We start from the raw sequence: 22,140 nt of genomic DNA on the forward strand, positions 1-22,140 counted from the left end.
TTTCAGTCGGGGATTGCTTGCGGATCTTCATGAGTCATGCCAACTGCTTCTCGAAATAGCGCCGCATTTTGTCTTTGGATATCACGTTCCCCACGCCTCGCGGAGTACTCAGCCACGGCGATTCATTGTGAGTTTTTTCCATGAGGCCTAATGCAGAGAAATTTATATAGGCATTGAATACGTCGTAGAATAAAGCCTCTTCCTCCTCTACCAAGAGGGTGGGAGTTTGGGTTTCGGGGATGATTCCTCCCGCTCCGAATTTCTTGAAATGCTCGTAAACGCAAGGCACGACCGGGCCATACATCCACGCTTCGACCTCTTCAGAAAAAAGCGGAGTGCCGAACGCTGCCAAATGATACCCCTGCTGGTAATAAAGCATTTTTTGCAGCTTCATGTTGGACATGAGCTCCCCTCCGTCATATTCCGTCGCTTTGAGCAACAATTTATTGGCGATGTCTAAAACAGGATAAGTCATAAGTTCAGAATATTAAGGAGTTCTATATAATTCGCAGAAGTAGATATTTATTCTTGTGTTTACAATGCAAATATACGCTATTTTACATATAAATCGCAAAAAATATGCTTTTATTGTGAACCGTATACCGTTTTATTTCTAAAGCACTATCCGGTTCAAAACTTGCAAAGTGTTTGCATTGTGTAATAGCGTAGAAGAAAAAGGCGGGGTTATTAGCCCCGCCGAACACTTAAAAATATTATGAGCATTATTTGCCATACAAGATGGCAAATGCCTTGCGATGGTAGAGATTTACTTCTCCATAGTTCCCATCGAATATCTTTTTGACCTCAAGCCCGTGCTCTGCCGATATAGCTTTCAGAGCTTGCCATGAGACCTTTCGCCAATTTATGCAATGCTCCTTTGCCCAGCGCTTGATCGAGAACCAATCTTTTGCCTCGTCAAGCTGTTGCGTCTTAACTTCGAGCTGGAGTTGGATTTTCTCTTTTGCCTCTACGGCGTCGGCCAACTGCCGTAGTGCTTCCGAATAGGTTTTCGGGAGAGCCATCGTATAGCTACCGGTCTTGCGGATGGAGGGAAGGACTTCGGAGGTTACCCATTTGCGGAATGGTTTGGCATTGGGCTTATTACTTCGGAGAATGAGAGAATATAACCCACTTTCTGTAATGAAAAGCATATTCCCGCCTCGCTCTAACGATTGGTTATACCGTTCGTCCTCATCCACATGATCCGAAATGGCTTTGCTCGGATTGGAGTATCCCAATACATTACAAACATCTGTGGCGGCAAACATCGGTTCGCCATTGACTTCGGTTACTCTCACTTCTCCGAAGCGGTCATTTTGAAAAATCTGTATAGCACTCATATTATAGTTTTATGAGTTCGTGGCAAAGTTGCGAGCGTTCGGCACATTACGCAAGACCTAATCAGATTATTTTTCGAATCTGCAAAAAAAGTATAAAAAAACCGAGGCAGAACCTCGGTCATGAAAAATACGATTCTTATGAAATCGTTATCTGAAATACGTGTCTTTCTCGTACGGAGAGAACAAATCCGAGGCTTTGGCCGCCTCGAGCAACCTGTCCATATCCTCGATATTCAGGCACCCTTTTATCGAAGTCTCCCCGGATGCCAGCTCCTCGGCAAGCAACGACTTGTCGATCATATTCAACTCGTGAGCACCGATAAACGAATCGTACTTGAGAAAGGGGTATTCGTTTCGCTTGATCGGCATCTGCATGTCATAAAAATCCTTTCTGCGCTGCACATAATTGTTGATATTGGAATTTATGAAAAAATAGCCGATAACATGCGTTTCACTTTCCCCTATGATTACGAAGAACTTCGGTTTGGGAGGTGTGGTCGTCTCGAACATCCGATGTAATATCGTACCTCTGCATATACCCTTCATCGGTTCAACTCTTTTACGGCACGAATGTTTTCCGTAACCTCGGCGATGAATTCCTCGTCGGCTCCACTCTCCTGCATGATGTCTTCCACAGCCATCCTGTCGTTCAATGATGTTTTACTCCATGCGAAAGCATGCGATTTCTCCACTATTTCATTCCAAGACAGCTTGCCATATTCAGTCAACGAAGTGTCGAGTTCCGCAACATCTGTTTTCGAAAGATAATACAAATCGGCATCCTGCAACGGTTCGACGTTGTATCTGTTTTTAATTCGAAACATTTTTCTGAACTCACCGATTTGAGGCCATTGATAACCATCCCCTCGAACACCCTTGAAAATGTCATAAATCATGGAAGGAACCGGCCCGTATTCCATAGCCACATACGTATCACCTGTAATAGGACGGCCATACTTAGTCAGATGCTCTCGATCCGCGAAATAGAGCACCTTGAATATTTTGTGAAAATCTTTCCGTTCAAGCCTGTTCGCAACGTACAGAACAGCCTGTAAGGATTTCTCTGGATTGAAAACCGGAGTTGTCATGATTCAGGATCAATATAGTTGTGTATGGCAAATATACGTCATTTATAATAAACTGCAAAAAACATGCTTTTATTGCATTTCACAATACATGAATGTCGTTGCGCCACCCGGATTCGAACCGGGAACAGCAGGACCAAAATCTGACGTGTTGCCATTACACCATAGCGCAATAATATGCGTTCCCTCGTTCGGATACATCCTAAACACAGATAACTGGATATAAAACGCTCTGACAAAGACGGTCCATAAATACCAAGGACTAACCATTTGTCTGTTATTCCCGCCACCGAGGTACTTGCATATAGTCTCAAGCTGCTACTCCGGGCCCGACCACGTCCCGATATACGAAGATCGACACCAAATAGATAGGTTCTTTGGCTACCTCCAGCGCTTCATGCCAAGCAAAAAGGCAAGCAAATAAATATTCATCGGCTCCCTATCGCTTTCAAGGCCGATACGGCTACGACATTCTGTCGCAGGCGTGCGGAGGATGAGAGATTCGAACTCCCGAAACGTCGCCGTCTCCCGAGCCTTCAGGCTATCCTCCGTAAAAAGCTGCCCGGATCTACCACACTCCCACGCCACCACGTAGGGCTTCGATTCGGGCAGGCATCCGCCCGTGGGCCTCACGGATGACGGACGGAAAACTACCAACCAAAAACTTGACATGAAAAAACTCATGCGGACTATTCGCAGGCGTCCGTAACCTGTAAGAAAGAATATTACTATTCAGTCTCAACAAATTCGCCTTTTACAAGCTGATAAAAAACATCCTCTTTAAGCGTAATTCCATCAATTTGGGCGGACTTCACGCACACCGGACTGCCATATTGGTCATACTCGGCAAGAACAATCCAGCTATCTTTCTTCGCTTTGATCTTTGAACCGGGGCCAATGGCAGAAACCACTGCTTTGTATCCGGAAGAACCGATATGGGCCCCGTAGCCTGAGGAACCGATCCGGGCCCCGTTGCCTGAGGAACCGATCCGGGCCCCGTTGCCTGAGGAACCGATCTGTGCCCCGTTGCCTGAGGAACCGATCTGGGCTCCGTTGCCTGAGGAACCGATCTGTGCCCCGTAGCCTGAGGAACCGATCCGGGCCCCGTTGCCTGAGGAACCGATATGGGCTCCGTAGCCTGAGGAACCGATCTGTACCCCGTTGCCTGAGGAACCGATCTGTGCCCCGTAGCCTGAGGAACCGATCTGTGCCCCGTAGCCTGAGGAACCGATCTGTGCCACGTTGCCTGAGGAACCGATATGGGCTCCGTCGCCCGAGGAACCGATCTGGGCTCCGTCGCCCGAGGAACCGATCTGGGCTCCGTCGCCCGAGGAACCGATCTGGGCTCCGTCGCCCGAGGAACCGATCTGTGCTTCGTCGCCCGAGGAACCGATCTGTGCCACGTTGCCTGAGGAACCAATCCGGGCCCCGTAGCCTGAGGAACCGATCTGTGCTTCGTCGCCCGAGGAACCGATATGGGCTCCGTCGCTCGTATCTACATTAACAGTCGGAGCTCTTTTGATACATTTTTCATACAAGAAGTCGATACCCGCTTTTATAAAATCTGAGAAATTGAGCTTGGCTCCGATATGAATTTTTGTCGTGGCCGTTTTGTCATTATCAGAACGGCATCTACCCAGAGCCGTAACGCGGTGAATCGGGATGAAGTTGCAATCATCATCCAGCATCGGACGATAATTAAGCACTGAAAAGGGTGATTCGCAGAAATGAAATCCTTTTTCGCAAACTTTAGGGTTCGCATCTTCTTCATAAGTCTCACCCTCCTCGAATTTGAAGCCGCGACATGTCATATCAGAATCGAAGCCTTTGAAGCCATCGATACACTTTTCCTCCCCGAACTCTTCCGGAAGAATCACATTGTCTCCGAACGATACGTGCTTGAATATTTCTACTATTTCAGAAAGATCGAAACCTGCAATCCCGCATCCTATTTTCGTTACGTAGAATATTAAATCCGGGTGTATTTTGGTGAAGTCCGCGAAATCCTTGACGGAGCGTTCCAAATCCGACAACTCTACTTTGTGCATGTTCTCGTCCAGCGTCGGAATAGCATAAGATCGCCCTTGCAATCCCTCGCCTTGCCCCATAACGGCACCGAACTTGTCGAGGGCGACGCGGGCAGCGCCGCCGACATGATTACCGGCCTTGTTACTACCGAAAACGAAGACCTCATTCGGCTTTAATTCCGTGATGTTCTCGGGAGTAAATACTTTATCTACCATGTGTTCGTAAATTGTTATAATTTAAATTTAAAGAAAAAACATTTGCCACTCGGATCCACCACAACGACTTAGCGTCCTGTATGGAAGTATACAAAATAAAAAAAGAATTCTGCATCGGAAAAATAAGTAAATAAAAAAGGATACCTTAATGGGCTAAGGCATCCTTCAGAGATAGAAATAATAAGCGTTGGCGCGCATGAACGAGATTCCTCATCTTGTTCCTATTTCTGTTTTCTCGTTTGCGAAGATATAACATTATACCGTATTTAGCAAATTTTGCCCATAATTTTTTTTAACATGACAAACAATGTAATCGGTTCGGGAATACTCCTTCACTCGTTGTTGCCGTCCGTCGCGTGTCTCGATTGACACCCAACGCGAGACTATATCCATGCCGCCCTTGCGCAGCCGGCTGACGATACGTCGCAACTCTGTAGTGCCGAACATATCCCACGCCCGTTTCACCGTCAAGCGGCCGCCTTTGCGGAAATAAGCGGCTATTTGTCTTTGAGGATCGTGTGCCATATAATCGAAGTTTTAAGTTAGTCAAAAGAAGCCCGGACCGCTGAGAACTACTAATCTCCGAATAATTGTTTAACTCATACCATGAAATCAGCAGCCCGGGCATAGAGGGACGACTATTGCAAAAATTCATAAATTCAGTTTAGCCAAAATTCAAATTCGGGTCGCAACAGTCATCCCCTTAGCGTCATAGCGGAGACATTCAACCCCGCTATGACATAGTCATTTATCGCCGCCCTTTCGTTCGCTCGTATCATCGCGTTCCTACATTCAGGTGATGGCTCTTTCGCGCATTTCGGCTATTTGCTTACTCGCGGCCGCGTCTTCTCGGTGGCGGCACACAATGCAGATACGTTGCAGGCGTTGGTCGGAATGGTAACGGCTCCGACCGCCGGAGAGTTGGTAACGGCTCTCTGCCGGAGAGTTGGTAACGGCCTCTCAGTGCCGGATCGCTTTCTGCCTTACAGGCTGGGGTTGTATTGCCAGCGATCGAACCCCTCACCTCATAGGGTGGCTATTAGCTCCCGTGTCGGCGGTCAGGCCGGCACGGAACAAGGGTATCCGAAGGTCTTAAAGTTTGATGATTCGGATGCTTTGAACATCGACGGATGCGTCCACTTTATATTGGCCTTCGACGTCGGCAAAGCGTTTCATTTCCTCAGCAGCTAAGACAAATTGGCTTGCCAACTCCTTCATCGCTGATTTCTTCACGCGGCGTCCCCGCCACCATCTCCACACTATTTTCATTACTTATGTGTTTAACAGTCTATCCACCTTGACTTTCTCGTCTCTTTGCCTCCGAGCTCCAACGCCATACGGCGAATACGATCCGGTTGTTCCCCGGTCGTCGTACCTCTCTTATTTGTAAAACTCCACAGGGAAAAGGTTATCGGCCGTCCAGTTGTTGTCGCCCGTGGAAATAACAGGTCAGAGAGAACGGATAGAAAGCCAAGTATATGAATTACAAGAGATACTCCTTTCTAATATTGATCGGTTGTTTGATTCCGGAAAATTACTTTTGGAATTTCCTGAAAAAGATTTATCAATCAACCGAAAAATTCCCAACTACTCATTTTTTGAGAATTTTGGGATTGATATGTGCAACATTCACATTAATGATAAAACGGCATTTTGTTTAATGCCATTTCATAAAAAGTTTGACAAAGTATATGCTACAATAAAAACAGCTTGCCATCAAGTTGGATATACGTGTTTTAGAAGTGATGAACCTTTTAATCCCGGCAACGTATTAAGGCAAATCCTACAAATGATAACTTCAACAGAAATCATCATCGCTGTTCTTGATGGCAAAAATCCCAATGTATTTTATGAGATTGGCATAGCCCACAGTTTAGGGAAAACAGTAATTCTTGTTGGCAATGCTAAAAATCCCGATGATATATCATTCGATCTAAAATCTGAACGATTACTTTTGTATAATGCACCCAATGATTTGCAAAATAAACTAACCAAAAGCCTTCAACAATTACATTATGTTTAGTGATGAACAAAAAAGAATAGTAGCCAAAGCTATCATTGAAAAACTTGGCCAATATGAATGTCCGATGTGTGGGTGCTCCCAATTCTCGATAATAGAAGAATTTGGACTTCATATGATGCGCCCTATGAGCAATCCGATTAACGTATCATGGGGTATCCCATATATAATGTTGGTTTGTGGGAAATGTGGTTATATGTCTCAGCACAATGCCATCTCTCTTGATGTGTTAGACCCTGAAACTACGCAAACTTTAAAAATGTAAGTTTTTAATATTTGCGTAATTCAAATTATATTGATGCCAGCCCCATATAGTTTCACACTTTCAAACCCGTCGATTTCAGTTATTTCTGCGGTTTTTTGTGGTGTGGATGCAAATTGAGACGCCCCACAAGTTTTAGGTAATATTGCTTATATATTTGGGGTCAGGGTCAGGTTTAGATGTACAAAGAAGGATAGCAGGGATAGCGTTGTAAGAATAGTTGACGGGACTTCTCATGTTAATCTTTAGCAGAGTATTTACGCGTCTCCTCAATATCGGAGAACATCTGGCGCATTCGTTTATCGTGGGCTTTTATTGACTTGTTGAAACGATATTCACCAACCATTACCACGATAAACGTAGCGAAAATAACAAGGAAAGAAAACCAAATCAGAATCATAGCTTCAACGTTTTTGCAAACCTCGGAACTCTCGGCATAACTTCAAAAAATCTGCTTATTATTTTGCGGGGGGGGGGAATTTTGTAACTTTGCAGCATCTAACCAATAACTTATTACATTATGAAAAAATTATTTTCAATCACATTATTGTCAATTATATCATTATTTTGTGCTTGCAATAATGAGGATGAATCACAAGCAGAACCACTAAAAGTAATATTTGATGTAAGCAACCTTAATCTTGAGGTAAATGAGACATATACATTGCATACGATCGTCGTAAGCGGAAATATTGTGCGAGAGGATGCAGTGTGGGATTCATCGGATAAAAATGTTGCTACTGTCGACAAAGGAATTGTTACCGCAAAAGCACCCGGACAAACAAGTATTCTTTTAACATATAAAGGACAACTTTGTGCAACATGTGAAGTTACAGTAGAAGAACCCATAGCATTAACTGCAATTACATTGGATTCACATGATCTTAATTTTCTCGTTGGCAAATCCGACGTAATCGACACAGGCACATCCTATATTCTTGATGTCTCTATTGAACCAGAGAATGCCCCAATGCCTGAGTTTGAATGGGAAGCTATGAATAACGATGTCGTAACATTCCGGACTGCTTTTCAGGGAGAGAAATGTGTCGTTTATCCTATAGGAATAGGCACAACCACCATAAAAGTTACAGCCAAAGGAACCTCTCTTTCTGACGAATGTACCGTTACAGTATCCCCCCGACATGTAACAGGAATTACTTGCACAGAAAGCTTATCACTCTTTTTGGGTAGTAGTCGACAATTAGAGGCAAAAGTCATACCCGATAATGTTTGGGATAATTCAGTGATATGGGAATCGTTAAATTCGGATATAGCAACCGTGGATGCAAGCGGCAAAGTTTATGGTAAAACATTAGGAGCAACTGAAGTCGTAGCGAAAACGAATGACGGGGGATTTGAAGCTAAATGTCAAGTTGAGGTTTGTGAAATTGACAAATTCGTTACAGCGAGCAGTGTGTGTGGTACAAATGGAACAACAGCTACATATTTTTATAGTTATTTAAGACTTCACTTCAACACGAACGTTGATAGTCCCGTTCATCTTTTATCTATAGCATTGTATGATGAGTTCGGTAATTTAGCAACCTCTGGACGTCCTGATATAATTTGTAATGAGTATACTAATATATACAGGACGAAAATTCATCCACCTCTTCCAGATGGAAGTTTCGATTTTGACACATACCCAGCCCATGGGTGGAAATTTATAATCACCTATGTTTGGAATGACAAACAGTACGAATTAATTCATATTAACCAATAGGATAAAAGGAAAGTTGCAGATGTTATTGCTCGAAATAATAAATAAATTTTATACATAACGCATGTAGCCAAAAAAAAGTCCCGTTCATAAATGGGACTTTTTCTGTTTACGAGTGGTTGTTATTGAATGTCAAATACTCTCTGCGCATTTATTGATCCTCCGCGATAGATCGTACAAGGCATTACGAAGGATTTCCTTTTCCGCCTCACTAAAATCGTCGGGTTTACCGTTATTCATACCATCCATTTTATGATAAAGCCACGACCGCGATTTACCAAAGTACCGTTCCGATATTTTAGCCCACGATACATCTAATAAAATATCGGACATTTTCTGTTTTACCGTTTTTCGGTTTTGTTTCACTAAAATTTCCATACGATCTATTTTTATACCTCCGACCAATCGGCCGGAGGTGGTTGTTTAATCTCTGTCTAATAATTCTTGCAAAATCATGTTTATATACCATTCTTGCTCCTCTCTTCCATTGGGATATGCCTTATGGTAATTACGAATAGATTCTATCAAATCCCACTCTTTTTCGGTTAGTTCTACATTCATATCGTATCTACTGTTGGGTACTACAAATATAATACACTTTTGCGTATTACGCAAATATTTCTACATCATTTTTCCATTCCGATTGAAAAATGTATATTTGCATTGCTAAAGTTCATGTAGTGTAAATATATCCACCATTTGGATATATTGCATCTATTTATACAGTTTAATCTAACTGCGTCGAGTTCGGTAGCGGAAACGCCCGACGGCTTGCATATAGGGCCGAGCAACTCGTAACGCAGTTTTTTATTGCTAAACCTATATGAAAAAGCGCATCGAACGTATGGGCCGCATCAAGGCGGCAACTCCACCAATGTACTGCGTCCCCAAGCGCAGCGACCTGTCATTAATCGGATCTGCTTTCGAGGCGGCGGGGTTTCGTTGTGTCCGTATCCACACCGAATGCGAGGCAGAACACCGAGCCAAAGGCGGCGATCCCCGCCGGCACGGAATGCTGGTGCTCGACGGCGACCGGGTGATTCTCGAAATCATCCGAAGCAAAAAAGCAGAGTGTAAGACTGCGAGACCCGCCGTATAAGATTGGCTCGAAAAGACAAAAAAGAAAGCCGAGGGAACTCGGCTTTTCTTATTTTATTTAAGGACATAATCGCAATGCCCTCGAAGAGACTGTTTTATAGGATTTCCCATTGAATACAGATAAATTAACAACCCTTCTTTGCGTGCAAATTTAATGGGAGCTATGAAATCCGAATCACCGGCTATGAGCACTATTTTGTCCACCGTATGTTTTGTTGCCATAGTGGCCATGTCAAGACCGAATTTCATATCTACACTTTTTTGCTTGAAATCCGGCTTCATTTGCTTACTGTATATATCTTGTTTCCATCCTGTAAACGACAGCTCGCCCAAACGAAGCGCAAATCTATCCATCGCACACAAGGCGTCAAGATATTTATTTTTCATCGCATAGCCGGTACTTACAGAGTAATCTACACTATTTCCTGCGACATCTTTAATCGTGCCTCCAAAAGGCCTACAGTCGTAATAAAACACGCGGAATAAAATATCCTCCGTTTCGCCGTTTGTTTGTCTCTTGACAAGAGCCATAACGTCATTTACGGTTTGCCAGACATCTTTTGGCTGCGGATTCCTTTTGTTAATTTTTTTGAAACATTGCCAAAAAAAACCTCCGTCGATTAAAATGTTTACTTTGGTCGTCATTTATTTAATATTTTGGTATTTTAATAAAACAATTAAGCCACCCTCGCGAGTGGCTTAACGGCAGACCTATCTGCATCGGATTTTTTTTGCCAGCCTACTGGCTTCGGATTATGGCACAAATATAATGCGCCATATTTCAAAATGCAAATCTTTTGCCGATTTTTTTAAATTGCATATTATTCCCTTTTCTTCCTTATCTTTGAAAATAAAACAGTAATTACCCCTTACTCCTCCAGCTTTATTTTGATCGGCTTGCTGCAATGCGGGCAGGTGATCGCGTTCGTCAGAATTACAAGCAATTTCATGATAAGATGTATAGTTAGAAATTACAGAGCTATTTGCCGATATCCACCCTTACATCATCAGGGAAAAGTAAATCTAATTGTTGATATTGCTTTGGAAATGCGGCGTTGAGCATTTGCATGAATTTAGTCCAATCATACCCCGAGGCCCGTCCTAATGCCTCTACTGCTGCTAAATGCTCTTTCAACTTCGGACGGCCTACCTCTTCGGTTAGATGCTGATGATGGCGATCTTTTTGCGTTCCTTTCCCTGTTTTAGGATTCACCTTTTGGAGCTCAGTTAGCACAACGGGGGCAAGACGTTCATAAACAATATCATTGATCCACGTTCCGACAACACCCGGACGCTTATGGGTCATGGTCCAATTCCATCCATGCATCCGATATATCATTTCGAAGAACGAATCATTGAATGTCTTGACCCATTTGCTGGCTTCCTCCGATATGAATTGCGATAAGAACTGCTGAAGCTCGTCTTTTGCCCTTTTCTTGTCTTCCTGATAACCGGTGGCTTCATCGACAAGGGCTATGATTCCAACCTTTGCAACAGCCCTGATGATTATATCGGCGTTGCGCACTATTGCGTCATTATTAAAAACGCCGGCACGATTCGCGTCAATTACAGTGGAACATATGTCAATAAGTAATGTTACTTCATATCCGTTCGCGCTTGATTGTGAGCCACCTGCGTCTATTCTTTGGAATTTTATAGGCGATGATAGTCGATTGATAATACTATCATCGCCGGCATTCATATAAGCGGAAATGCCGTCCATGTTACAAAAACTTCGCATCCATTGGCCGCTCTTGCTTTCATAACCTATCGCTCTCTGCAATCCTCTACCCGAGAATACTCGCGTGCCATCTTCTAAAACATAGCACGGAATCTCTAAATAACCCAATTTCAACGGTGTCTTCTCAGACCCATAAATAGCCTTTAGGATCTTTGTCATATTATTACTCAAATTTTATTCCCATTCCTTTACCTCCAGCACCGTCCCGCACCGAGGGCACGTGATCATGTTCGTTGCATTATTTGCTATCTTTATTTCATTAGCTTTTTATCTCGTAATTCAATTGCACGAAAATTCTTGTCCGTTTCTTTTAAATTCAAACGTTTCAATTGTTCCTGCGCCATATTCCGAAGTTGCGCATATCGTGCAATCTTATCCAGCCCTTGTTTATTGAGTTCTGAATTCATCGATTCGAGATTTGCAAGGACGACAAGTTCATTTATGCTTGCCATATCTCGAATATTCAGCCCTTGCTCCGCATATTTAGGGTTTGCCTCACGCCATTGTTTTGCCGTACATCCCCAGAGAGCCAAATTCAACATGTCTGCTTCTGTCGAATAGGCGTATAGTTTTTCACTTTCATTCAATGTTGGTATTACAAAATCTCGGACTGCGTCAGTGTGAATAGTATAATTTACTTTACTTAAAATTCGCTTCACATTCCATTCCCCTAAAGAAGGGTGCGATTCTATCTCTTTAAGACGCTGGTATTCTTTAATAAGATAGAGCTTAAAAGCAGGGCTCAACCATGTGCCAAACTCGAATGCAATATCTTTGTGGGCATACGTCCCTCCATAACGCCCGGGTGTTGATACAATTCCAATAGCTCCAGTCTTTTCTATCCATTGTTTTGGGGTAAGTGTGAATGAATTTGCCCCTGCATTATTTCTAAAGGCGTCGAATTCGATGCCTTTAAAATTGGGATTATTTATTTGCTCCCAAAGCCCCAAAAATTCAATCGTCCCTCGCAAACGCATCCAGTTCTGAATGATATAGTTTGTTCGATCTGCATCTTTATAATGAGCCATATCGGTTAAGCAAATATAGTCCTCCCTACCGGCTTGTTGCGAAACCGATACCTCCACGTCATTGACGTTTATTTTTTTAATTGTAACCATACTTATTCCCCTTTCTCTACTTTAATAAGTTTCCCGCAATGCGGACACGTAATCGTGTTCGTCGGTTGAGGGGCGAAAAGCTCCGGAACAGATACATTCAATCCCACGGCAATTTTTTCGAGTGTTTCAAATGTGGGGTTTCCATTAGCAGCTTTTGCCAAGCCAACGGGCGTCATTCCTATTTTTTCAGCTAAATCCTTTTGCGTTATGCCTTTTTGTTTGCACAACTCTAATATTCGAAATTTTGGCATTATACTAATCATTTAATGGCTTTAACTATGTACAAAGGTAGTAAATTTCCCATATAATTATAATAAGATTATAAAAAAATATACTTATAGTGTAGTTTTTATCAATTTTTATTTTGATTTTATTATACTATTAGTTATATTTGCAGTGTCAAAACCAAACCAAAATATAATAAATTATGAAAAAACAATTTTTATCTGAAGAGCAAAAGAAACACAAAAAAAGTCTCATAAAATATTTCTTAGATAATAGTAAATACAATACTGTTGCAGAAGTAAAAAAAGAAATAAGAGAAAAAATTAAGAGTGGTTGCGAAAGTTGGGACGCTAAAATTGTAGTAGACCCTGTAATTATTATGTACAATAATAATCCGCATTTTTACCTTGGTAGATGCTGGTTAATATCGTGTCATCACGTTGCATATGGTCATAGTGAATATATTTTGTAATTATGGTAATATTACATTATTGACGTCAAACTGAATAATGAATACAATAAGTATATAACAAGAAAATTAACCTCTAAAGTTAGCCGTTCGGGTGGCTATAAATAGACCTTAGGCCCGAAGCGTGGCGGCACCTGCCGCCGGTGGTAAAAATAATAAGCTATGAAAATACGCAAATCTACCCCAAAAGTCAGCAGAGAAGCGGCGATTAAAATCACGATGAATACCAACGGCGTATCGCGTGAAATCACCGAGAAATACACCGATAGCGAACTGCGCGAGGTGCTGCGTCTGCTCAAACTCAAAGCGAACTTCTAACCGATATAATGATGAAACGGACCGACCTTTCAACGATCATGCGCACGGCGTGGCAGATATGCCACACGACGGGCGAAGCCTTTGCCGAATGCCTACACAAGGCATGGCAGGTGTTCAAACTGAAGCTGAAGATGCACGCCGGCATCGTGCAGTTCTTCTACCTTAAATCGAGCACGGGCGAACTGCGGCAGGCGTTCGGCACGCTCAAAGAGGACTTATGCCCCGAAACGAAGGGCGCCGACCGCAAGCCGAACAAACACCTCGTAACCTATTACGATACGGTTGCCGAGGACTGGCGGTCATTCAGAATGTTCAATCTTGTAAAAGTCATATAAAATGAGACCGACGAAGTATGTAGAAAAGCGCAGCGACTTGACGCTGCTTAAAGAGACGTTCGAATTAACGGGTGCAACGTGCCACCGCACGCGTCTGAAATGCGGTTGTGAAGTCCGCCAAGGTGCGGACAATAATCGCGACGGGGTGCTGGTTGTCAAGTACGATACAGTCGTACTTGAAATCATCCGCTGCAAAGGGTGCGCGAAGAAAAGACCTTGAAAATTGCGATTCTTCAAAAAAAAAATCGTATTTTTAATAATAATTCGGCGGTAAGACTTGCACAATGTGCCGAACGTGTCCACCTTTGCACTGTACCAATATATGCGGGGTAGTGCAGAGGTTACCACGGCGGGTTAGTGTCCCGCAGGCGCAAGTTCGATTCTTGCCCCCGCTACTAAAATTAAATGCTATGAAAATTTTAACGCTGATCATCAAACAGAAGTGGTTCGACGCGATTCTGTCGGGCGAGAAGTCGGTCGAGACGCGCGAAGTGCGCCCGAAATCGTTGAAAAAATATGCTGTAATCAAAGATTTGTCAACAGGGCGTACATATGATAATTACCCCGATTTGTTTAAGAACGCCGAGCCCAACAATAAGGGTTTCGAGTTTGTACCGCGCGAATATGATGCCATTCAGTTTTGGGTAGGCTATGAAACTAACCGCCCGGGCGCATTGGTGGCGGTAAAGAAGGCTGAATGCGTACCATATTTTTATGAGGACGACGGCGCACCTATATACGAAGAATTTGAAGGACAAAACGTACAACTGTTAGACGTCGACTATCATCTTGGCGACGTTTTGCAAAAAAATAATTGTTAAACCCTCTAAAAATTAAGCTACACTACAGGTTACGGAGCTGGCCGTACAAGTACAGGCCGATTTATGTCAAGAGCCGAAAGGCAGCGTGGTCTTAACAGAGTTTTCGGTGCGAAATGACCCTGATAGATCATGCAAACGAAGTGATTGCCTCTGTCCGTCGAAAAACGGACAGGGTGATCCTTTTTTACTCTTGCGGCAAGGACAGCGAGGTGCTGCTCGATCTTATGGCGCCGCACTTCAAAGAGATCGTTTGCGTGTTCATGTATTTCGTCAAGGGTCTCGACCATATCGACAACTACCTGCGGGCAATCAAAGCCCGCTATTCGAACGTGCGCATCATGCAAGTGCCGCATTGGAATTTGTCGAGGGCCTTACGAATCGGATTCTGCTGTGTCGCCAATCCGAATGTCAAAATCATGTCGTTGAAAGATATTGATGAATCCGTTCGGATGAAAACAGGTATTTCGTACTCTTTCTACGGTATGAAACAAGCGGACGGCATGCATCGTCGTTTAATGTTGCGCGGTTACGAAAACGAGGCCATAAGCAACACGAATAAAGTTTACCCACTATCGCATTGGAAAAAGTCGGATGTACTTGCCTATATAAAAGCGAGACGTCTGCCAGAGCCTATTGCATATACCAACGAGGCGGGAAACGGATTATGGTTCGATGCCAAGTGTTTCGACTACCTGCGTCGGCACTATCCGCAAGACCTCGAAAAGATTTACAAGGTATTCCCCTTGTCCCGAAATATATTACTCAGATATGATGCAGAAAAAGCAGCAGCCCAAATACAGACAAAGTGATACGGTCGTAATCAGGCGGTCGCAAATTAACTTCGCCCCATACAATCCCCGAAAGGAAGATCCCGAGGTCATTCGGAAACTCAAAAAGAACTTCAAGACCGTAGGCTATTTGGGCGGTATCGTATGGAATCGGTTGTCCTCCTATCTTGTGTCGGGGCATAAGCGCGTGCAGACGCTCGACATCATCAACGGATATGACGGGACATCCGAAACGGATTATGAAATCAAGGTCGAAGCGGTAGAGCTGGACAACAAGACCGAACGCGAACAGAATATCTTCATGAACTCACCTTCCGCAATGGGCGAATTCGACATGGAGAAAATGAAAGTACTCGTACCGGAGATCGACTATCAGGCCGCCGGCCTCTCCGAAGCGGACATGAACATATACGGCATATCGGTTATGCAGGATGAAATGAGTGCAGGGCTGGCCGATACGCTGGATGATTTCGAGGAGATGCAGCGGCCCTTCGAAGAAAGAAAAGCGGCGGTCAAGGAGATGAAGGAGCAAATCCGCCAGCAGGCAGAGCAGAAGGCCGAGGACATCGAATCTTATGTAATGATAAACTTCAAGTCCTATCGGGCAAAATCGTCCTTCATGTTGCGCTTCGGATTCGGGCCGGACGACAAGATCATCCCGGGTGAAATATTCGCTGATATGGTCGAACGGGTGGAATAACTACAAAAACTACGCTATAAAAAATGGCAATGCCCTCAAAAAAACCTACTATAGACGTGTTCCGCAAGGTGGCAAACGCCTGCGGTGGTATTTTATCGGATATCGCTGCAAATATCGGCGTAGAGCGCAGCACGGTTTATACGTGGTGCGAGGAGGATATGGCATTCAAGCAGGCCCTCGAAGATTCCCGCGAACGGTTCGTCGATCTGGCCGAAAGCAACCTGCGTAAGCTGGTGGCTGGTGTTCCCGCCATCGAGAAAGACGAGAACGGCGAAAAACGGTTTGCGGGCTGGATCGAACGTCCATCCGAAACCGCGATCATTTTCACGCTAAAGACCCGTGGGAAGAAACGGGGGTATATCGAACGGTCAGAGATTACGGGAGCCGATGGCGCCGATTTAATTCCGCCCCGCACACTCTCTCCCGAGGAAGCTAAGCAATATGGGCTGAAACTTAACGAAGAATATTGACGCACTCCCCCTATTCGCGACATTGACATAGAGCGGACTTTTTGCCTATCCGGTACGCTGAACTTCACCCGTTATATGTTCAAGCATAAGACGGGAATGCGCTTTATTGTCGGCGATCATCACCGCCAAATATGCGAAACTCTCGACAAAGTGGTACGGGGCGATATAAAGCGGCTCATCATCAATATCGCCCCACGATACGGGAAGACCGAACTCGTGTCGAAAAATTTCGTCGCTTACGGGCTGGCGCTAAATCCCCGCAGCAAGTTTATCCACCTCTCTTATTCAGACGACCTCGTTCTCGACAACTCGAAAGAGATCAATGAAACGGTGCAATCGGACTATTATCAACGGTTGTTCCCCGAGGTCAGCGTTGAATCGAAGAACGCGAAGAAGTGGTACACCTCCGCCGGCGGCGGACTGTATGCCGTAAGTGCGGCGGGGCAGGTTACGGGTTTCGGCGCAGGCCAAGTGGATGATCCCGACAGGGAGCGGCGCGAAATGGGCGATTTCATTCCGGCGTGGGAAAGCGACTTTGCGGGGGCAATCGTCATCGACGACCCTATCAAGCCCGAGGACGCCCTGTCCGAAACGATCCGCGAGCGCGTGAACAATCGTTTCGAATCTACAATTCGCAATCGTGTGAACTCCCGCAATACGCCGATTATAATCATCATGCAGAGGTTGCACGAACACGACCTGTGCGGGTATCTGCAAGAGATCGAGCCGGAAGAGTGGACGGTATTGTCGTTACCATGTATTTGGTATGACGAAAACGGGCAAGAACATCCGCTATGGGATTTCAAGCATACGCTGGAGGAACTGCACAAAATCAAGAAATCGAACTCCTACGTGTTCGAAACGCAGTATATGCAGAACCCTAAGCCGCTGGAGGGGCTGATGTACGGAGAGTTCAAGACATACGACATCATTCCCTATGCGGCATCCATGCGCCGCAAGAATTACACGGACACCGCCGATACCGGCAGCGACTATCTGTGCTCGATCTGCTATACGGAAACTCCTATCGGCAATTTCGTAACGGACATTCTCTACACACAGAAGCCGATGGAATACACCGAGCCGGCGACAGCCGAGTTGCTGTCCCGCAACAAGACGGAAATATGCTACATCGAAAGCAACAATGGCGGCAGATCGTTCGGGCGCAATGTTATGGCGCAGTGCCGAATGATGGGTAACAACTTTACATCCTTTAACCCGTTTACGCAGACGGACAACAAAAGGGTGCGCATCTTCACGCGATCGAACGAGGTACAGAACCTCATCTATTTTCCGACAGGATGGGAGCATAGATGGCCGGAGTTCGCCTCACACATCAAATCATACCGCAAGCAACAGGAGTTCAACAGTCATGACGACGCCGAAGATGCCTTGACAGGAATAATCGAAAAGCGGGGTTATTTCGACAATGGAGAAGATTTAAACAAAGAAGATTTAGGAATTTGGTAAAAATACGGACATGGGATTCATCGACAATCTGCTCAATGCGATAAGGAATAAGTATCTGAATGCAGCCGGCGCTGATCGAGACTTGCTTACACTTATCAAGGATAGAGATATCACGCAAGCGCAAGCCCTCATGCAGAACCGAGACATAGAGGTTCTGCAAGCGATTCAGGAGTATAATCCCGAACTTCACCGCATTATGCGGAAAGCCGACAAGGTGCGTAAAGGTCAAGAGCCTTATCGAACCGAGAAACTGCCTCGTGCACGGCAGAAGTATATCAACGAAGTGGAACTGTTCTTCCTGCTCGGAAACCCCATACGCTGGAAGAAAGTAAACAACGAGGGTTCGGACGAGGCTTTCGAAGCATATAATCAATTTTTGCAGGATACCCGATTCGACGTCACCATGCGTAAGGCAAAGCGCATTGCGGGGGCAGAAACTGAATGTGCCAAGCTCTACCACATCTATCGGGACGAGAATTTCCAACCGCAAGTGAAAGTCGTAGTAATCTGCAAGTCGGAGGGATACACCCTGCGCCCGTTATTCGATCAATATAATAACCTCATTGCATTCGGGTATGGGTACTATCTCAAAGAGGGGGCATCGACCGTCGAGCATTTCGACATTCAAACTCCTGATACAATCTACCGATGCAGACGAGGGACACTCAATTGGGAGGTTACGGCAACACCTAATCCAACGGGGAAAATCAATGTGATTTACTACAGACAGGATAAGGCATGGAACGGCCTCAATCCCCGTATAGACCGCGAGGAGGATATAGACAGCAAAATAGCCGACACAAATAACTATTTCGCAGACCCTATCGCCGCAGCAACGGGCGATGTCGTAGATTTTTTGAAAGGTCGAGCCGACAAGCCCGGGAAAATGATTCGGATGACCGGAGCGGATTCAAAATTCGAGTACATCAATCCACCGACCTCCTCCGAGACGCAGCAACGGGAAAAGGAAGACCTCGCGCGGTCTATTCTGTTCGATACTTTCACACCCGAGTTCACGCCCGAGAAGATGGCGGGACTGGGAACTCTCTCGGGCGAAGCAATCAAGCGAGCGATGGTGTTGGGATATATCAAGCGGGAGAACAACAAGGAGATTTACGACATAGCCGTAGATCGGGAGAAAAATCTTATTCTCGCCATCATGATGAATGTAACCCACATTCATCTGCGTTCCGAGCTTGCTGCTCTAAGAATAGAGCACGAGTTTGCTGAACCATTCAATGAAGATGTTACCGCCCGTTGGGCTGCAATCGGCCGAGCAGTACAAGACGGGGTGATGTCGCTTGAAAAGGGAGTCGAGTTAATGGGAACCGCCGACGATGTAACCGCTGAAATCGAGCGTATAAAGCAGGCAAAGGCAGAGGCATCAATGAGTAATATCATAGAGCCGACATTCTAATCTGAACCTATGGCCGGATTAGATTTGAAAGCCGCCCAATGGGAGCAGCAACATCGAGCGCATGTCGAAGAATATCTTCGACAGATCGACGCTTTGTATGATGCAGCTTCGGAGGAATTGGTTCGTTTGGGCATAGGGTATAACTATCAACCCGAGACCGGCCGACTGTTCACCTTCTCATCAAACAAAAGCCGTCGTAGACAAGCTGATGCCTCGTTATCTTCGTTCCGAGATAAGTTGTCCACGATAATTACTGCCGGAATCGCTACGGAATGGGCTTTTGCCAACGATAAGAATGATTCATGGGTAAAACAACTGTCCGACAATCCGAAAAAAGAGTGGATGCTTCATAATCTCGATGCGCTGGAGGCATTCCAGCAGAGGATGACTTATGGACACACGTTGTCCGAAAGGGTCTGGAGTATCGCAAAACAGTTCGAACGACACGTCGAGTTGTCGCTATCGGTCGGCATCAGCGAGGGACGAAGCGCGGCCAATATAAGCAGAGATGCACGCATGTATCTGAATGAGCCGGACAAGCTATTTCGGCGTGTCAGAGATGCGTTCGGCAATCTCACCCTGTCGAAAGCCGCGCAGGCCTACCACCCCGGACAAGGCGTTTACCGATCATCCTATCAGAACGCCATGCGTATGGCCCGTACCGAAATAAACAGCGCTTATCGTGAAGCCGACAGTATCCGTTGGCAGCAACTCGATTTCATTGTGGGTTATGAAGTAAAAACGTCCAAATCCCACGCCGCATGGTTGGCGAAAGCATGGTATCCCCGCTTCAAAAAGGGGCGGGCGCCACTGGAGATATGCGACGCAATGGAGGGGAAATATCCGAAGTCTTTCAAATTCATCGGGTGGCATCCGAATTGCCGCTGTTACGCTGTCCCGATTATCGCTAACGAAGACACAGGCAAGGATTGGTGGGAAGATGCGGAAAACGAAGTTGCGGATGTCCCGCCCCGTTTCAAGGAGTGGCTTATACAGAATGCCGACCGTATCGAAAAGGCGAACAATCGAGGCACTTTACCTTATTGGATTACAGAAAATAAGCAATATACGGATATTTCAGATTACAAGAAGAATCGACGCAAAGAGATATTGATAGAAGCTAAAACACAAAATAATCGAATTTTACATAACCCGCAATTCAGCCATGACATACATTTAACCAATCACGGCATAAAAGAATGGCTTAATCAACCTCACGAATCATATTATACGAAAAATGAATCACTATTGGATATCAAGCGTATTGTTGAAGAATCTGTCTATTGCGGAAGCGGACAGGACTACCATGATACACATGTGATTGCACATCTTTTTGAGACAAAAATCGGTAATACGAAGTCTTGGATTGTTGTTCGTGAATATCCAAACGGTGAAATCAACTTACATAGCGTATCGGATAGTAAGAATATATTGAATATATTGCAAAGAAAATAACCTATCCGAGCAGCTCTGCGGAAATGCAATCCGCAACTTACCCTTATAGGTTATTAACAGATTGGCGCTCTGTCAGGCGAGAGTATAATATAATGCAGCCTTATGTATGTCATAAACACGGACAAATACCGTGCTAAATTTTAAGTTAATACTTTGTTGTAACAAAGGTACGAAATATTTTTAATACACGAAAAATTGAAAGATTTTTTTTCGAAAATCTCTTGCATAATGTGCCGAACGTGGCGAATTTTGTCCCAGAGCCTATGAAGATATAGGCCAACAGCATAGAACGGAATAACTTCGACGTAGTTGTTAGGTTAGGTGGGTCTGTTGGCATTGGCTGACAGACCTTTTTTGATGCGGATATGATGATTTATCCCAAAACATATAGAACGAAAAAACATGAAAGAGAAAATTCTCGCAGCACTGAAAACCAAGTATTCTAATTTGGGGTTCGGTGCAAAGGCTCTCGACGGAGTAGCCTCTATTCTGGAAAAATCCGTCACCGATGAATCGCAGATCGAAACCGCAGTCGGCGGGGTCGAACCTTTCCTGAAAGTTTTTCAGTCCGATGCCGACCGCGCACGTACCGATTACAACGCGCTGAAAGGACAGTACGACGAGCTTAAAGCGAAGGCCGAGGCATCAGCTGCCGCAGGGGGCGGGCAGGGTAAAAAGACCGAACCCGACGATGAGGAGCCTGCGTGGTTCAAAGCCTACAAAAAGCAACAGGAGGAGCGTTACAATGCCATCAAGACAGAGAGCGATACTCTGAAAGCGGAAAAGGCCAAGACCGAACGCATGAACCTAATCACCGCAAAAGCCAAAGAACTCGGTATTCCGGAGTGGCGCATGAAAGAGGGATTCGTCATCGCCGACGACGCAGACGAAAAAACAATCGGCGACTACCTCGCAAACGTACAGAAGAATCTGGTTACCGCAGGGCTGGAGGGGAAAGGTTCGGGATTCCCCATGTCCACACCCGAAGCGCAGGGCAAAGAACTCGCAAAGGCGTGGGCCGAAACACTTCCGGACAAAGAGTAAT

The 22,140-nt window shown here is 45.0% G+C and carries 30 protein-coding genes and 2 tRNA genes; 17 read left to right on the top strand and 15 right to left on the bottom strand.

The window, feature by feature from the left end; translation table 11 throughout:
- Nucleotides 1-34: 34 nt before the first annotated feature.
- The 8 genes from BN3659_RS05205 to BN3659_RS13115 all read right to left on the bottom strand — a co-directional run bounded on the left by BN3659_RS05205 (nucleotide 35) and on the right by BN3659_RS13115 (nucleotide 5,937).
- Nucleotides 35-475, bottom strand: coding sequence for a Panacea domain-containing protein (locus BN3659_RS05205; protein WP_091535133.1), 441 nt, complete (start codon nucleotides 473-475; stop codon nucleotides 35-37).
- 247 nt (nucleotides 476-722) lie between these two features.
- Nucleotides 723-1,340 carry a BRO-N domain-containing protein gene (locus BN3659_RS13310; RefSeq protein WP_216092792.1) on the bottom strand — a complete coding sequence of 206 codons (618 nt, stop codon included), beginning with the start codon at nucleotides 1,338-1,340 and terminating at the stop codon, nucleotides 723-725.
- Between the two features lie 147 nt (nucleotides 1,341-1,487).
- Nucleotides 1,488-1,886 carry a hypothetical protein gene (locus tag BN3659_RS05215; protein WP_091535135.1) on the bottom strand — a complete coding sequence of 133 codons (399 nt, stop codon included), beginning with the start codon at nucleotides 1,884-1,886 and terminating at the stop codon, nucleotides 1,488-1,490.
- A complete protein-coding gene (locus BN3659_RS05220) occupies nucleotides 1,883-2,428 on the bottom strand; it encodes a Panacea domain-containing protein (protein WP_091535136.1) in 546 nt (181 codons plus the stop codon). The genes BN3659_RS05215 and BN3659_RS05220 overlap by 4 nt, the downstream gene beginning before the upstream one ends.
- 98 nt (nucleotides 2,429-2,526) lie before the next feature.
- Nucleotides 2,527-2,597, bottom strand: a tRNA-Gln gene (locus tag BN3659_RS05225).
- A 556-nt stretch (nucleotides 2,598-3,153) separates the two neighbouring features.
- Nucleotides 3,154-4,668, bottom strand: coding sequence for an A1S_2505 family phage non-structural protein (locus BN3659_RS05235; protein WP_091535139.1), 1,515 nt, complete (start codon nucleotides 4,666-4,668; stop codon nucleotides 3,154-3,156).
- A gap of 255 nt (nucleotides 4,669-4,923) precedes the next feature.
- Nucleotides 4,924-5,193, bottom strand: coding sequence for a helix-turn-helix domain-containing protein (locus BN3659_RS05240; protein ID WP_091535141.1), 270 nt, complete (start codon nucleotides 5,191-5,193; stop codon nucleotides 4,924-4,926).
- Nucleotides 5,194-5,760: 567 nt separating this feature from the next.
- Complete coding sequence (locus BN3659_RS13115) at nucleotides 5,761-5,937, bottom strand: hypothetical protein (protein ID WP_171847710.1); 177 nt, start codon at nucleotides 5,935-5,937, stop codon at nucleotides 5,761-5,763.
- 166 nt (nucleotides 5,938-6,103) lie between these two features.
- Between BN3659_RS13115 and BN3659_RS12820 the strand changes: the two genes are divergently transcribed.
- Together BN3659_RS12820 and BN3659_RS12825 are read left to right on the top strand one after the other, a co-directional pair.
- Nucleotides 6,104-6,691, top strand: a complete 588-nt coding sequence (locus tag BN3659_RS12820) for a TIR domain-containing protein (protein ID WP_141682502.1) — start codon at nucleotides 6,104-6,106, stop codon at nucleotides 6,689-6,691.
- Nucleotides 6,684-6,953, top strand: a complete 270-nt coding sequence (locus BN3659_RS12825) for a hypothetical protein (protein ID WP_141682503.1) — start codon at nucleotides 6,684-6,686, stop codon at nucleotides 6,951-6,953. Before BN3659_RS12820 ends, BN3659_RS12825 begins: the two co-directional genes overlap by 8 nt.
- 235 nt (nucleotides 6,954-7,188) lie before the next feature.
- Here the strand turns inward: BN3659_RS12825 and BN3659_RS13120 are convergent, their stop codons facing one another.
- Nucleotides 7,189-7,350 carry a hypothetical protein gene (locus BN3659_RS13120; protein ID WP_171847711.1) on the bottom strand — a complete coding sequence of 54 codons (162 nt, stop codon included), beginning with the start codon at nucleotides 7,348-7,350 and terminating at the stop codon, nucleotides 7,189-7,191.
- Between the two features lie 120 nt (nucleotides 7,351-7,470).
- On the opposite strand from BN3659_RS13120, the gene BN3659_RS05245 reads away from it, so the two are divergent.
- Nucleotides 7,471-8,673 (top strand): Ig-like domain-containing protein, encoded by a 1,203-nt coding sequence (locus BN3659_RS05245; protein ID WP_091535143.1) that lies wholly within the window; start codon nucleotides 7,471-7,473, stop codon nucleotides 8,671-8,673.
- Nucleotides 8,674-8,802: 129 nt separating this feature from the next.
- On the opposite strand, the gene BN3659_RS05250 is transcribed toward BN3659_RS05245, so the two are convergent.
- Complete coding sequence (locus tag BN3659_RS05250; protein WP_091535145.1) at nucleotides 8,803-9,048, bottom strand: DUF5053 domain-containing protein; 246 nt, start codon at nucleotides 9,046-9,048, stop codon at nucleotides 8,803-8,805.
- A gap of 45 nt (nucleotides 9,049-9,093) precedes the next feature.
- Nucleotides 9,094-9,231, bottom strand: coding sequence for a hypothetical protein (locus BN3659_RS13125; RefSeq protein ID WP_171847712.1), 138 nt, complete (start codon nucleotides 9,229-9,231; stop codon nucleotides 9,094-9,096).
- 262 nt (nucleotides 9,232-9,493) lie between these two features.
- On the opposite strand from BN3659_RS13125, the gene BN3659_RS05260 reads away from it, so the two are divergent.
- A complete protein-coding gene (locus BN3659_RS05260; RefSeq protein ID WP_091535148.1) occupies nucleotides 9,494-9,769 on the top strand; it encodes a hypothetical protein in 276 nt (91 codons plus the stop codon).
- A gap of 53 nt (nucleotides 9,770-9,822) precedes the next feature.
- Here BN3659_RS05260 and BN3659_RS05265 read toward each other — a convergent pair whose 3' ends face one another.
- From BN3659_RS05265 to BN3659_RS05280, 4 genes are all read right to left on the bottom strand, one after another.
- Nucleotides 9,823-10,413 (bottom strand): NYN domain-containing protein, encoded by a 591-nt coding sequence (locus tag BN3659_RS05265; protein WP_091535150.1) that lies wholly within the window; start codon nucleotides 10,411-10,413, stop codon nucleotides 9,823-9,825.
- Nucleotides 10,414-10,747: 334 nt separating this feature from the next.
- Nucleotides 10,748-11,668, bottom strand: a complete 921-nt coding sequence (locus BN3659_RS05270; protein WP_091535151.1) for a P63C domain-containing protein — start codon at nucleotides 11,666-11,668, stop codon at nucleotides 10,748-10,750.
- Between the two features lie 92 nt (nucleotides 11,669-11,760).
- Complete coding sequence (locus tag BN3659_RS05275) at nucleotides 11,761-12,618, bottom strand: KilA-N domain-containing protein (protein ID WP_253181065.1); 858 nt, start codon at nucleotides 12,616-12,618, stop codon at nucleotides 11,761-11,763.
- Between the two features lie 11 nt (nucleotides 12,619-12,629).
- Complete coding sequence (locus BN3659_RS05280) at nucleotides 12,630-12,890, bottom strand: helix-turn-helix domain-containing protein (protein WP_171847713.1); 261 nt, start codon at nucleotides 12,888-12,890, stop codon at nucleotides 12,630-12,632.
- A 164-nt stretch (nucleotides 12,891-13,054) separates the two neighbouring features.
- On the opposite strand from BN3659_RS05280, the gene BN3659_RS12830 reads away from it, so the two are divergent.
- From BN3659_RS12830 to BN3659_RS05335, 13 genes are all read left to right on the top strand, one after another.
- Nucleotides 13,055-13,324: a hypothetical protein gene (locus BN3659_RS12830; RefSeq protein WP_141682504.1), complete on the top strand. Its 270-nt coding sequence runs from the start codon at nucleotides 13,055-13,057 to the stop codon at nucleotides 13,322-13,324.
- A 159-nt stretch (nucleotides 13,325-13,483) separates the two neighbouring features.
- Nucleotides 13,484-13,639 (top strand): hypothetical protein, encoded by a 156-nt coding sequence (locus tag BN3659_RS13130; RefSeq protein ID WP_171847714.1) that lies wholly within the window; start codon nucleotides 13,484-13,486, stop codon nucleotides 13,637-13,639.
- A gap of 8 nt (nucleotides 13,640-13,647) precedes the next feature.
- The gene (locus BN3659_RS05285) at nucleotides 13,648-13,974 is read left to right on the top strand and encodes an SH3 beta-barrel fold-containing protein (protein WP_216092793.1); all 327 of its coding nucleotides are present in this window, start codon (nucleotides 13,648-13,650) and stop codon (nucleotides 13,972-13,974) included.
- Between the two features lies 1 nt (nucleotide 13,975).
- Nucleotides 13,976-14,194 (top strand): hypothetical protein, encoded by a 219-nt coding sequence (locus BN3659_RS05290; RefSeq protein ID WP_091535154.1) that lies wholly within the window; start codon nucleotides 13,976-13,978, stop codon nucleotides 14,192-14,194.
- Between the two features lie 104 nt (nucleotides 14,195-14,298).
- A tRNA-Thr gene (locus BN3659_RS05295) sits at nucleotides 14,299-14,369 on the top strand.
- A 15-nt stretch (nucleotides 14,370-14,384) separates the two neighbouring features.
- Nucleotides 14,385-14,795 carry an ASCH domain-containing protein gene (locus tag BN3659_RS05300; protein ID WP_091535156.1) on the top strand — a complete coding sequence of 137 codons (411 nt, stop codon included), beginning with the start codon at nucleotides 14,385-14,387 and terminating at the stop codon, nucleotides 14,793-14,795.
- Between the two features lie 113 nt (nucleotides 14,796-14,908).
- Nucleotides 14,909-15,604, top strand: a complete 696-nt coding sequence (locus BN3659_RS05305; protein WP_091535158.1) for a phosphoadenosine phosphosulfate reductase domain-containing protein — start codon at nucleotides 14,909-14,911, stop codon at nucleotides 15,602-15,604.
- Complete coding sequence (locus BN3659_RS05310; RefSeq protein ID WP_091535159.1) at nucleotides 15,564-16,283, top strand: ParB N-terminal domain-containing protein; 720 nt, start codon at nucleotides 15,564-15,566, stop codon at nucleotides 16,281-16,283. The genes BN3659_RS05305 and BN3659_RS05310 overlap by 41 nt, the downstream gene beginning before the upstream one ends.
- Nucleotides 16,284-16,306: 23 nt before the next feature.
- A complete protein-coding gene (locus tag BN3659_RS05315) occupies nucleotides 16,307-16,753 on the top strand; it encodes a hypothetical protein (protein WP_091535161.1) in 447 nt (148 codons plus the stop codon).
- A 75-nt stretch (nucleotides 16,754-16,828) separates the two neighbouring features.
- Nucleotides 16,829-18,223 carry a phage terminase large subunit gene (terL, locus tag BN3659_RS05320; RefSeq protein ID WP_091535163.1) on the top strand — a complete coding sequence of 465 codons (1,395 nt, stop codon included), beginning with the start codon at nucleotides 16,829-16,831 and terminating at the stop codon, nucleotides 18,221-18,223.
- A gap of 10 nt (nucleotides 18,224-18,233) precedes the next feature.
- Entirely contained in the window at nucleotides 18,234-19,640 is a 1,407-nt protein-coding gene (locus BN3659_RS05325; protein ID WP_091535164.1) for a phage portal protein, read from the top strand.
- 9 nt (nucleotides 19,641-19,649) lie between these two features.
- Entirely contained in the window at nucleotides 19,650-21,095 is a 1,446-nt protein-coding gene (locus tag BN3659_RS05330; protein ID WP_091535166.1) for an LPD3 domain-containing protein, read from the top strand.
- Between the two features lie 402 nt (nucleotides 21,096-21,497).
- Nucleotides 21,498-22,139: a hypothetical protein gene (locus BN3659_RS05335; RefSeq protein WP_091535167.1), complete on the top strand. Its 642-nt coding sequence runs from the start codon at nucleotides 21,498-21,500 to the stop codon at nucleotides 22,137-22,139.
- The last annotated feature ends 1 nt before the right edge of the window (nucleotide 22,140 follow it).

Source organism: Alistipes sp. CHKCI003, from assembly GCF_900021155.1.
Lineage (GTDB): Bacteria > Bacteroidota > Bacteroidia > Bacteroidales > Rikenellaceae > Alistipes > Alistipes excrementavium.

What these genes read in the sequence shown, in the direction of transcription:
- BN3659_RS05205 (WP_091535133.1), bottom strand. Translation starts at nt 475, where the DNA reads ATGACTTATCCTGTTTTAGACATCGCCAATAAATTGTTGCTCAAAGCG.
- BN3659_RS13310 (WP_216092792.1), bottom strand. Translation starts at nt 1,340, where the DNA reads ATGAGTGCTATACAGATTTTTCAAAATGACCGCTTCGGAGAAGTGAGA.
- BN3659_RS05215 (WP_091535135.1), bottom strand. Translation starts at nt 1,886, where the DNA reads ATGAAGGGTATATGCAGAGGTACGATATTACATCGGATGTTCGAGACG.
- BN3659_RS05220 (WP_091535136.1), bottom strand. Translation starts at nt 2,428, where the DNA reads ATGACAACTCCGGTTTTCAATCCAGAGAAATCCTTACAGGCTGTTCTG.
- BN3659_RS05235 (WP_091535139.1), bottom strand. Translation starts at nt 4,668, where the DNA reads ATGGTAGATAAAGTATTTACTCCCGAGAACATCACGGAATTAAAGCCG.
- BN3659_RS05240 (WP_091535141.1), bottom strand. Translation starts at nt 5,193, where the DNA reads ATGGCACACGATCCTCAAAGACAAATAGCCGCTTATTTCCGCAAAGGC.
- BN3659_RS13115 (WP_171847710.1), bottom strand. Translation starts at nt 5,937, where the DNA reads ATGAAAATAGTGTGGAGATGGTGGCGGGGACGCCGCGTGAAGAAATCA.
- BN3659_RS12825 (WP_141682503.1), top strand. Translation starts at nt 6,684, where the DNA reads ATGTTTAGTGATGAACAAAAAAGAATAGTAGCCAAAGCTATCATTGAA.
- BN3659_RS13120 (WP_171847711.1), bottom strand. Translation starts at nt 7,350, where the DNA reads ATGATTCTGATTTGGTTTTCTTTCCTTGTTATTTTCGCTACGTTTATC.
- BN3659_RS05245 (WP_091535143.1), top strand. Translation starts at nt 7,471, where the DNA reads ATGAAAAAATTATTTTCAATCACATTATTGTCAATTATATCATTATTT.
- BN3659_RS05250 (WP_091535145.1), bottom strand. Translation starts at nt 9,048, where the DNA reads ATGGAAATTTTAGTGAAACAAAACCGAAAAACGGTAAAACAGAAAATG.
- BN3659_RS13125 (WP_171847712.1), bottom strand. Translation starts at nt 9,231, where the DNA reads ATGAATGTAGAACTAACCGAAAAAGAGTGGGATTTGATAGAATCTATT.
- BN3659_RS05260 (WP_091535148.1), top strand. Translation starts at nt 9,494, where the DNA reads ATGAAAAAGCGCATCGAACGTATGGGCCGCATCAAGGCGGCAACTCCA.
- BN3659_RS05265 (WP_091535150.1), bottom strand. Translation starts at nt 10,413, where the DNA reads ATGACGACCAAAGTAAACATTTTAATCGACGGAGGTTTTTTTTGGCAA.
- BN3659_RS05270 (WP_091535151.1), bottom strand. Translation starts at nt 11,668, where the DNA reads ATGACAAAGATCCTAAAGGCTATTTATGGGTCTGAGAAGACACCGTTG.
- BN3659_RS05280 (WP_171847713.1), bottom strand. Translation starts at nt 12,890, where the DNA reads ATGATTAGTATAATGCCAAAATTTCGAATATTAGAGTTGTGCAAACAA.
- BN3659_RS12830 (WP_141682504.1), top strand. Translation starts at nt 13,055, where the DNA reads ATGAAAAAACAATTTTTATCTGAAGAGCAAAAGAAACACAAAAAAAGT.
- BN3659_RS13130 (WP_171847714.1), top strand. Translation starts at nt 13,484, where the DNA reads ATGAAAATACGCAAATCTACCCCAAAAGTCAGCAGAGAAGCGGCGATT.
- BN3659_RS05285 (WP_216092793.1), top strand. Translation starts at nt 13,648, where the DNA reads ATGATGAAACGGACCGACCTTTCAACGATCATGCGCACGGCGTGGCAG.
- BN3659_RS05290 (WP_091535154.1), top strand. Translation starts at nt 13,976, where the DNA reads ATGAGACCGACGAAGTATGTAGAAAAGCGCAGCGACTTGACGCTGCTT.
- BN3659_RS05300 (WP_091535156.1), top strand. Translation starts at nt 14,385, where the DNA reads ATGAAAATTTTAACGCTGATCATCAAACAGAAGTGGTTCGACGCGATT.
- BN3659_RS05305 (WP_091535158.1), top strand. Translation starts at nt 14,909, where the DNA reads ATGACCCTGATAGATCATGCAAACGAAGTGATTGCCTCTGTCCGTCGA.
- BN3659_RS05310 (WP_091535159.1), top strand. Translation starts at nt 15,564, where the DNA reads ATGATGCAGAAAAAGCAGCAGCCCAAATACAGACAAAGTGATACGGTC.
- BN3659_RS05315 (WP_091535161.1), top strand. Translation starts at nt 16,307, where the DNA reads ATGGCAATGCCCTCAAAAAAACCTACTATAGACGTGTTCCGCAAGGTG.
- terL (WP_091535163.1), top strand. Translation starts at nt 16,829, where the DNA reads ATGTTCAAGCATAAGACGGGAATGCGCTTTATTGTCGGCGATCATCAC.
- BN3659_RS05325 (WP_091535164.1), top strand. Translation starts at nt 18,234, where the DNA reads ATGGGATTCATCGACAATCTGCTCAATGCGATAAGGAATAAGTATCTG.
- BN3659_RS05330 (WP_091535166.1), top strand. Translation starts at nt 19,650, where the DNA reads ATGGCCGGATTAGATTTGAAAGCCGCCCAATGGGAGCAGCAACATCGA.
- BN3659_RS05335 (WP_091535167.1), top strand. Translation starts at nt 21,498, where the DNA reads ATGAAAGAGAAAATTCTCGCAGCACTGAAAACCAAGTATTCTAATTTG.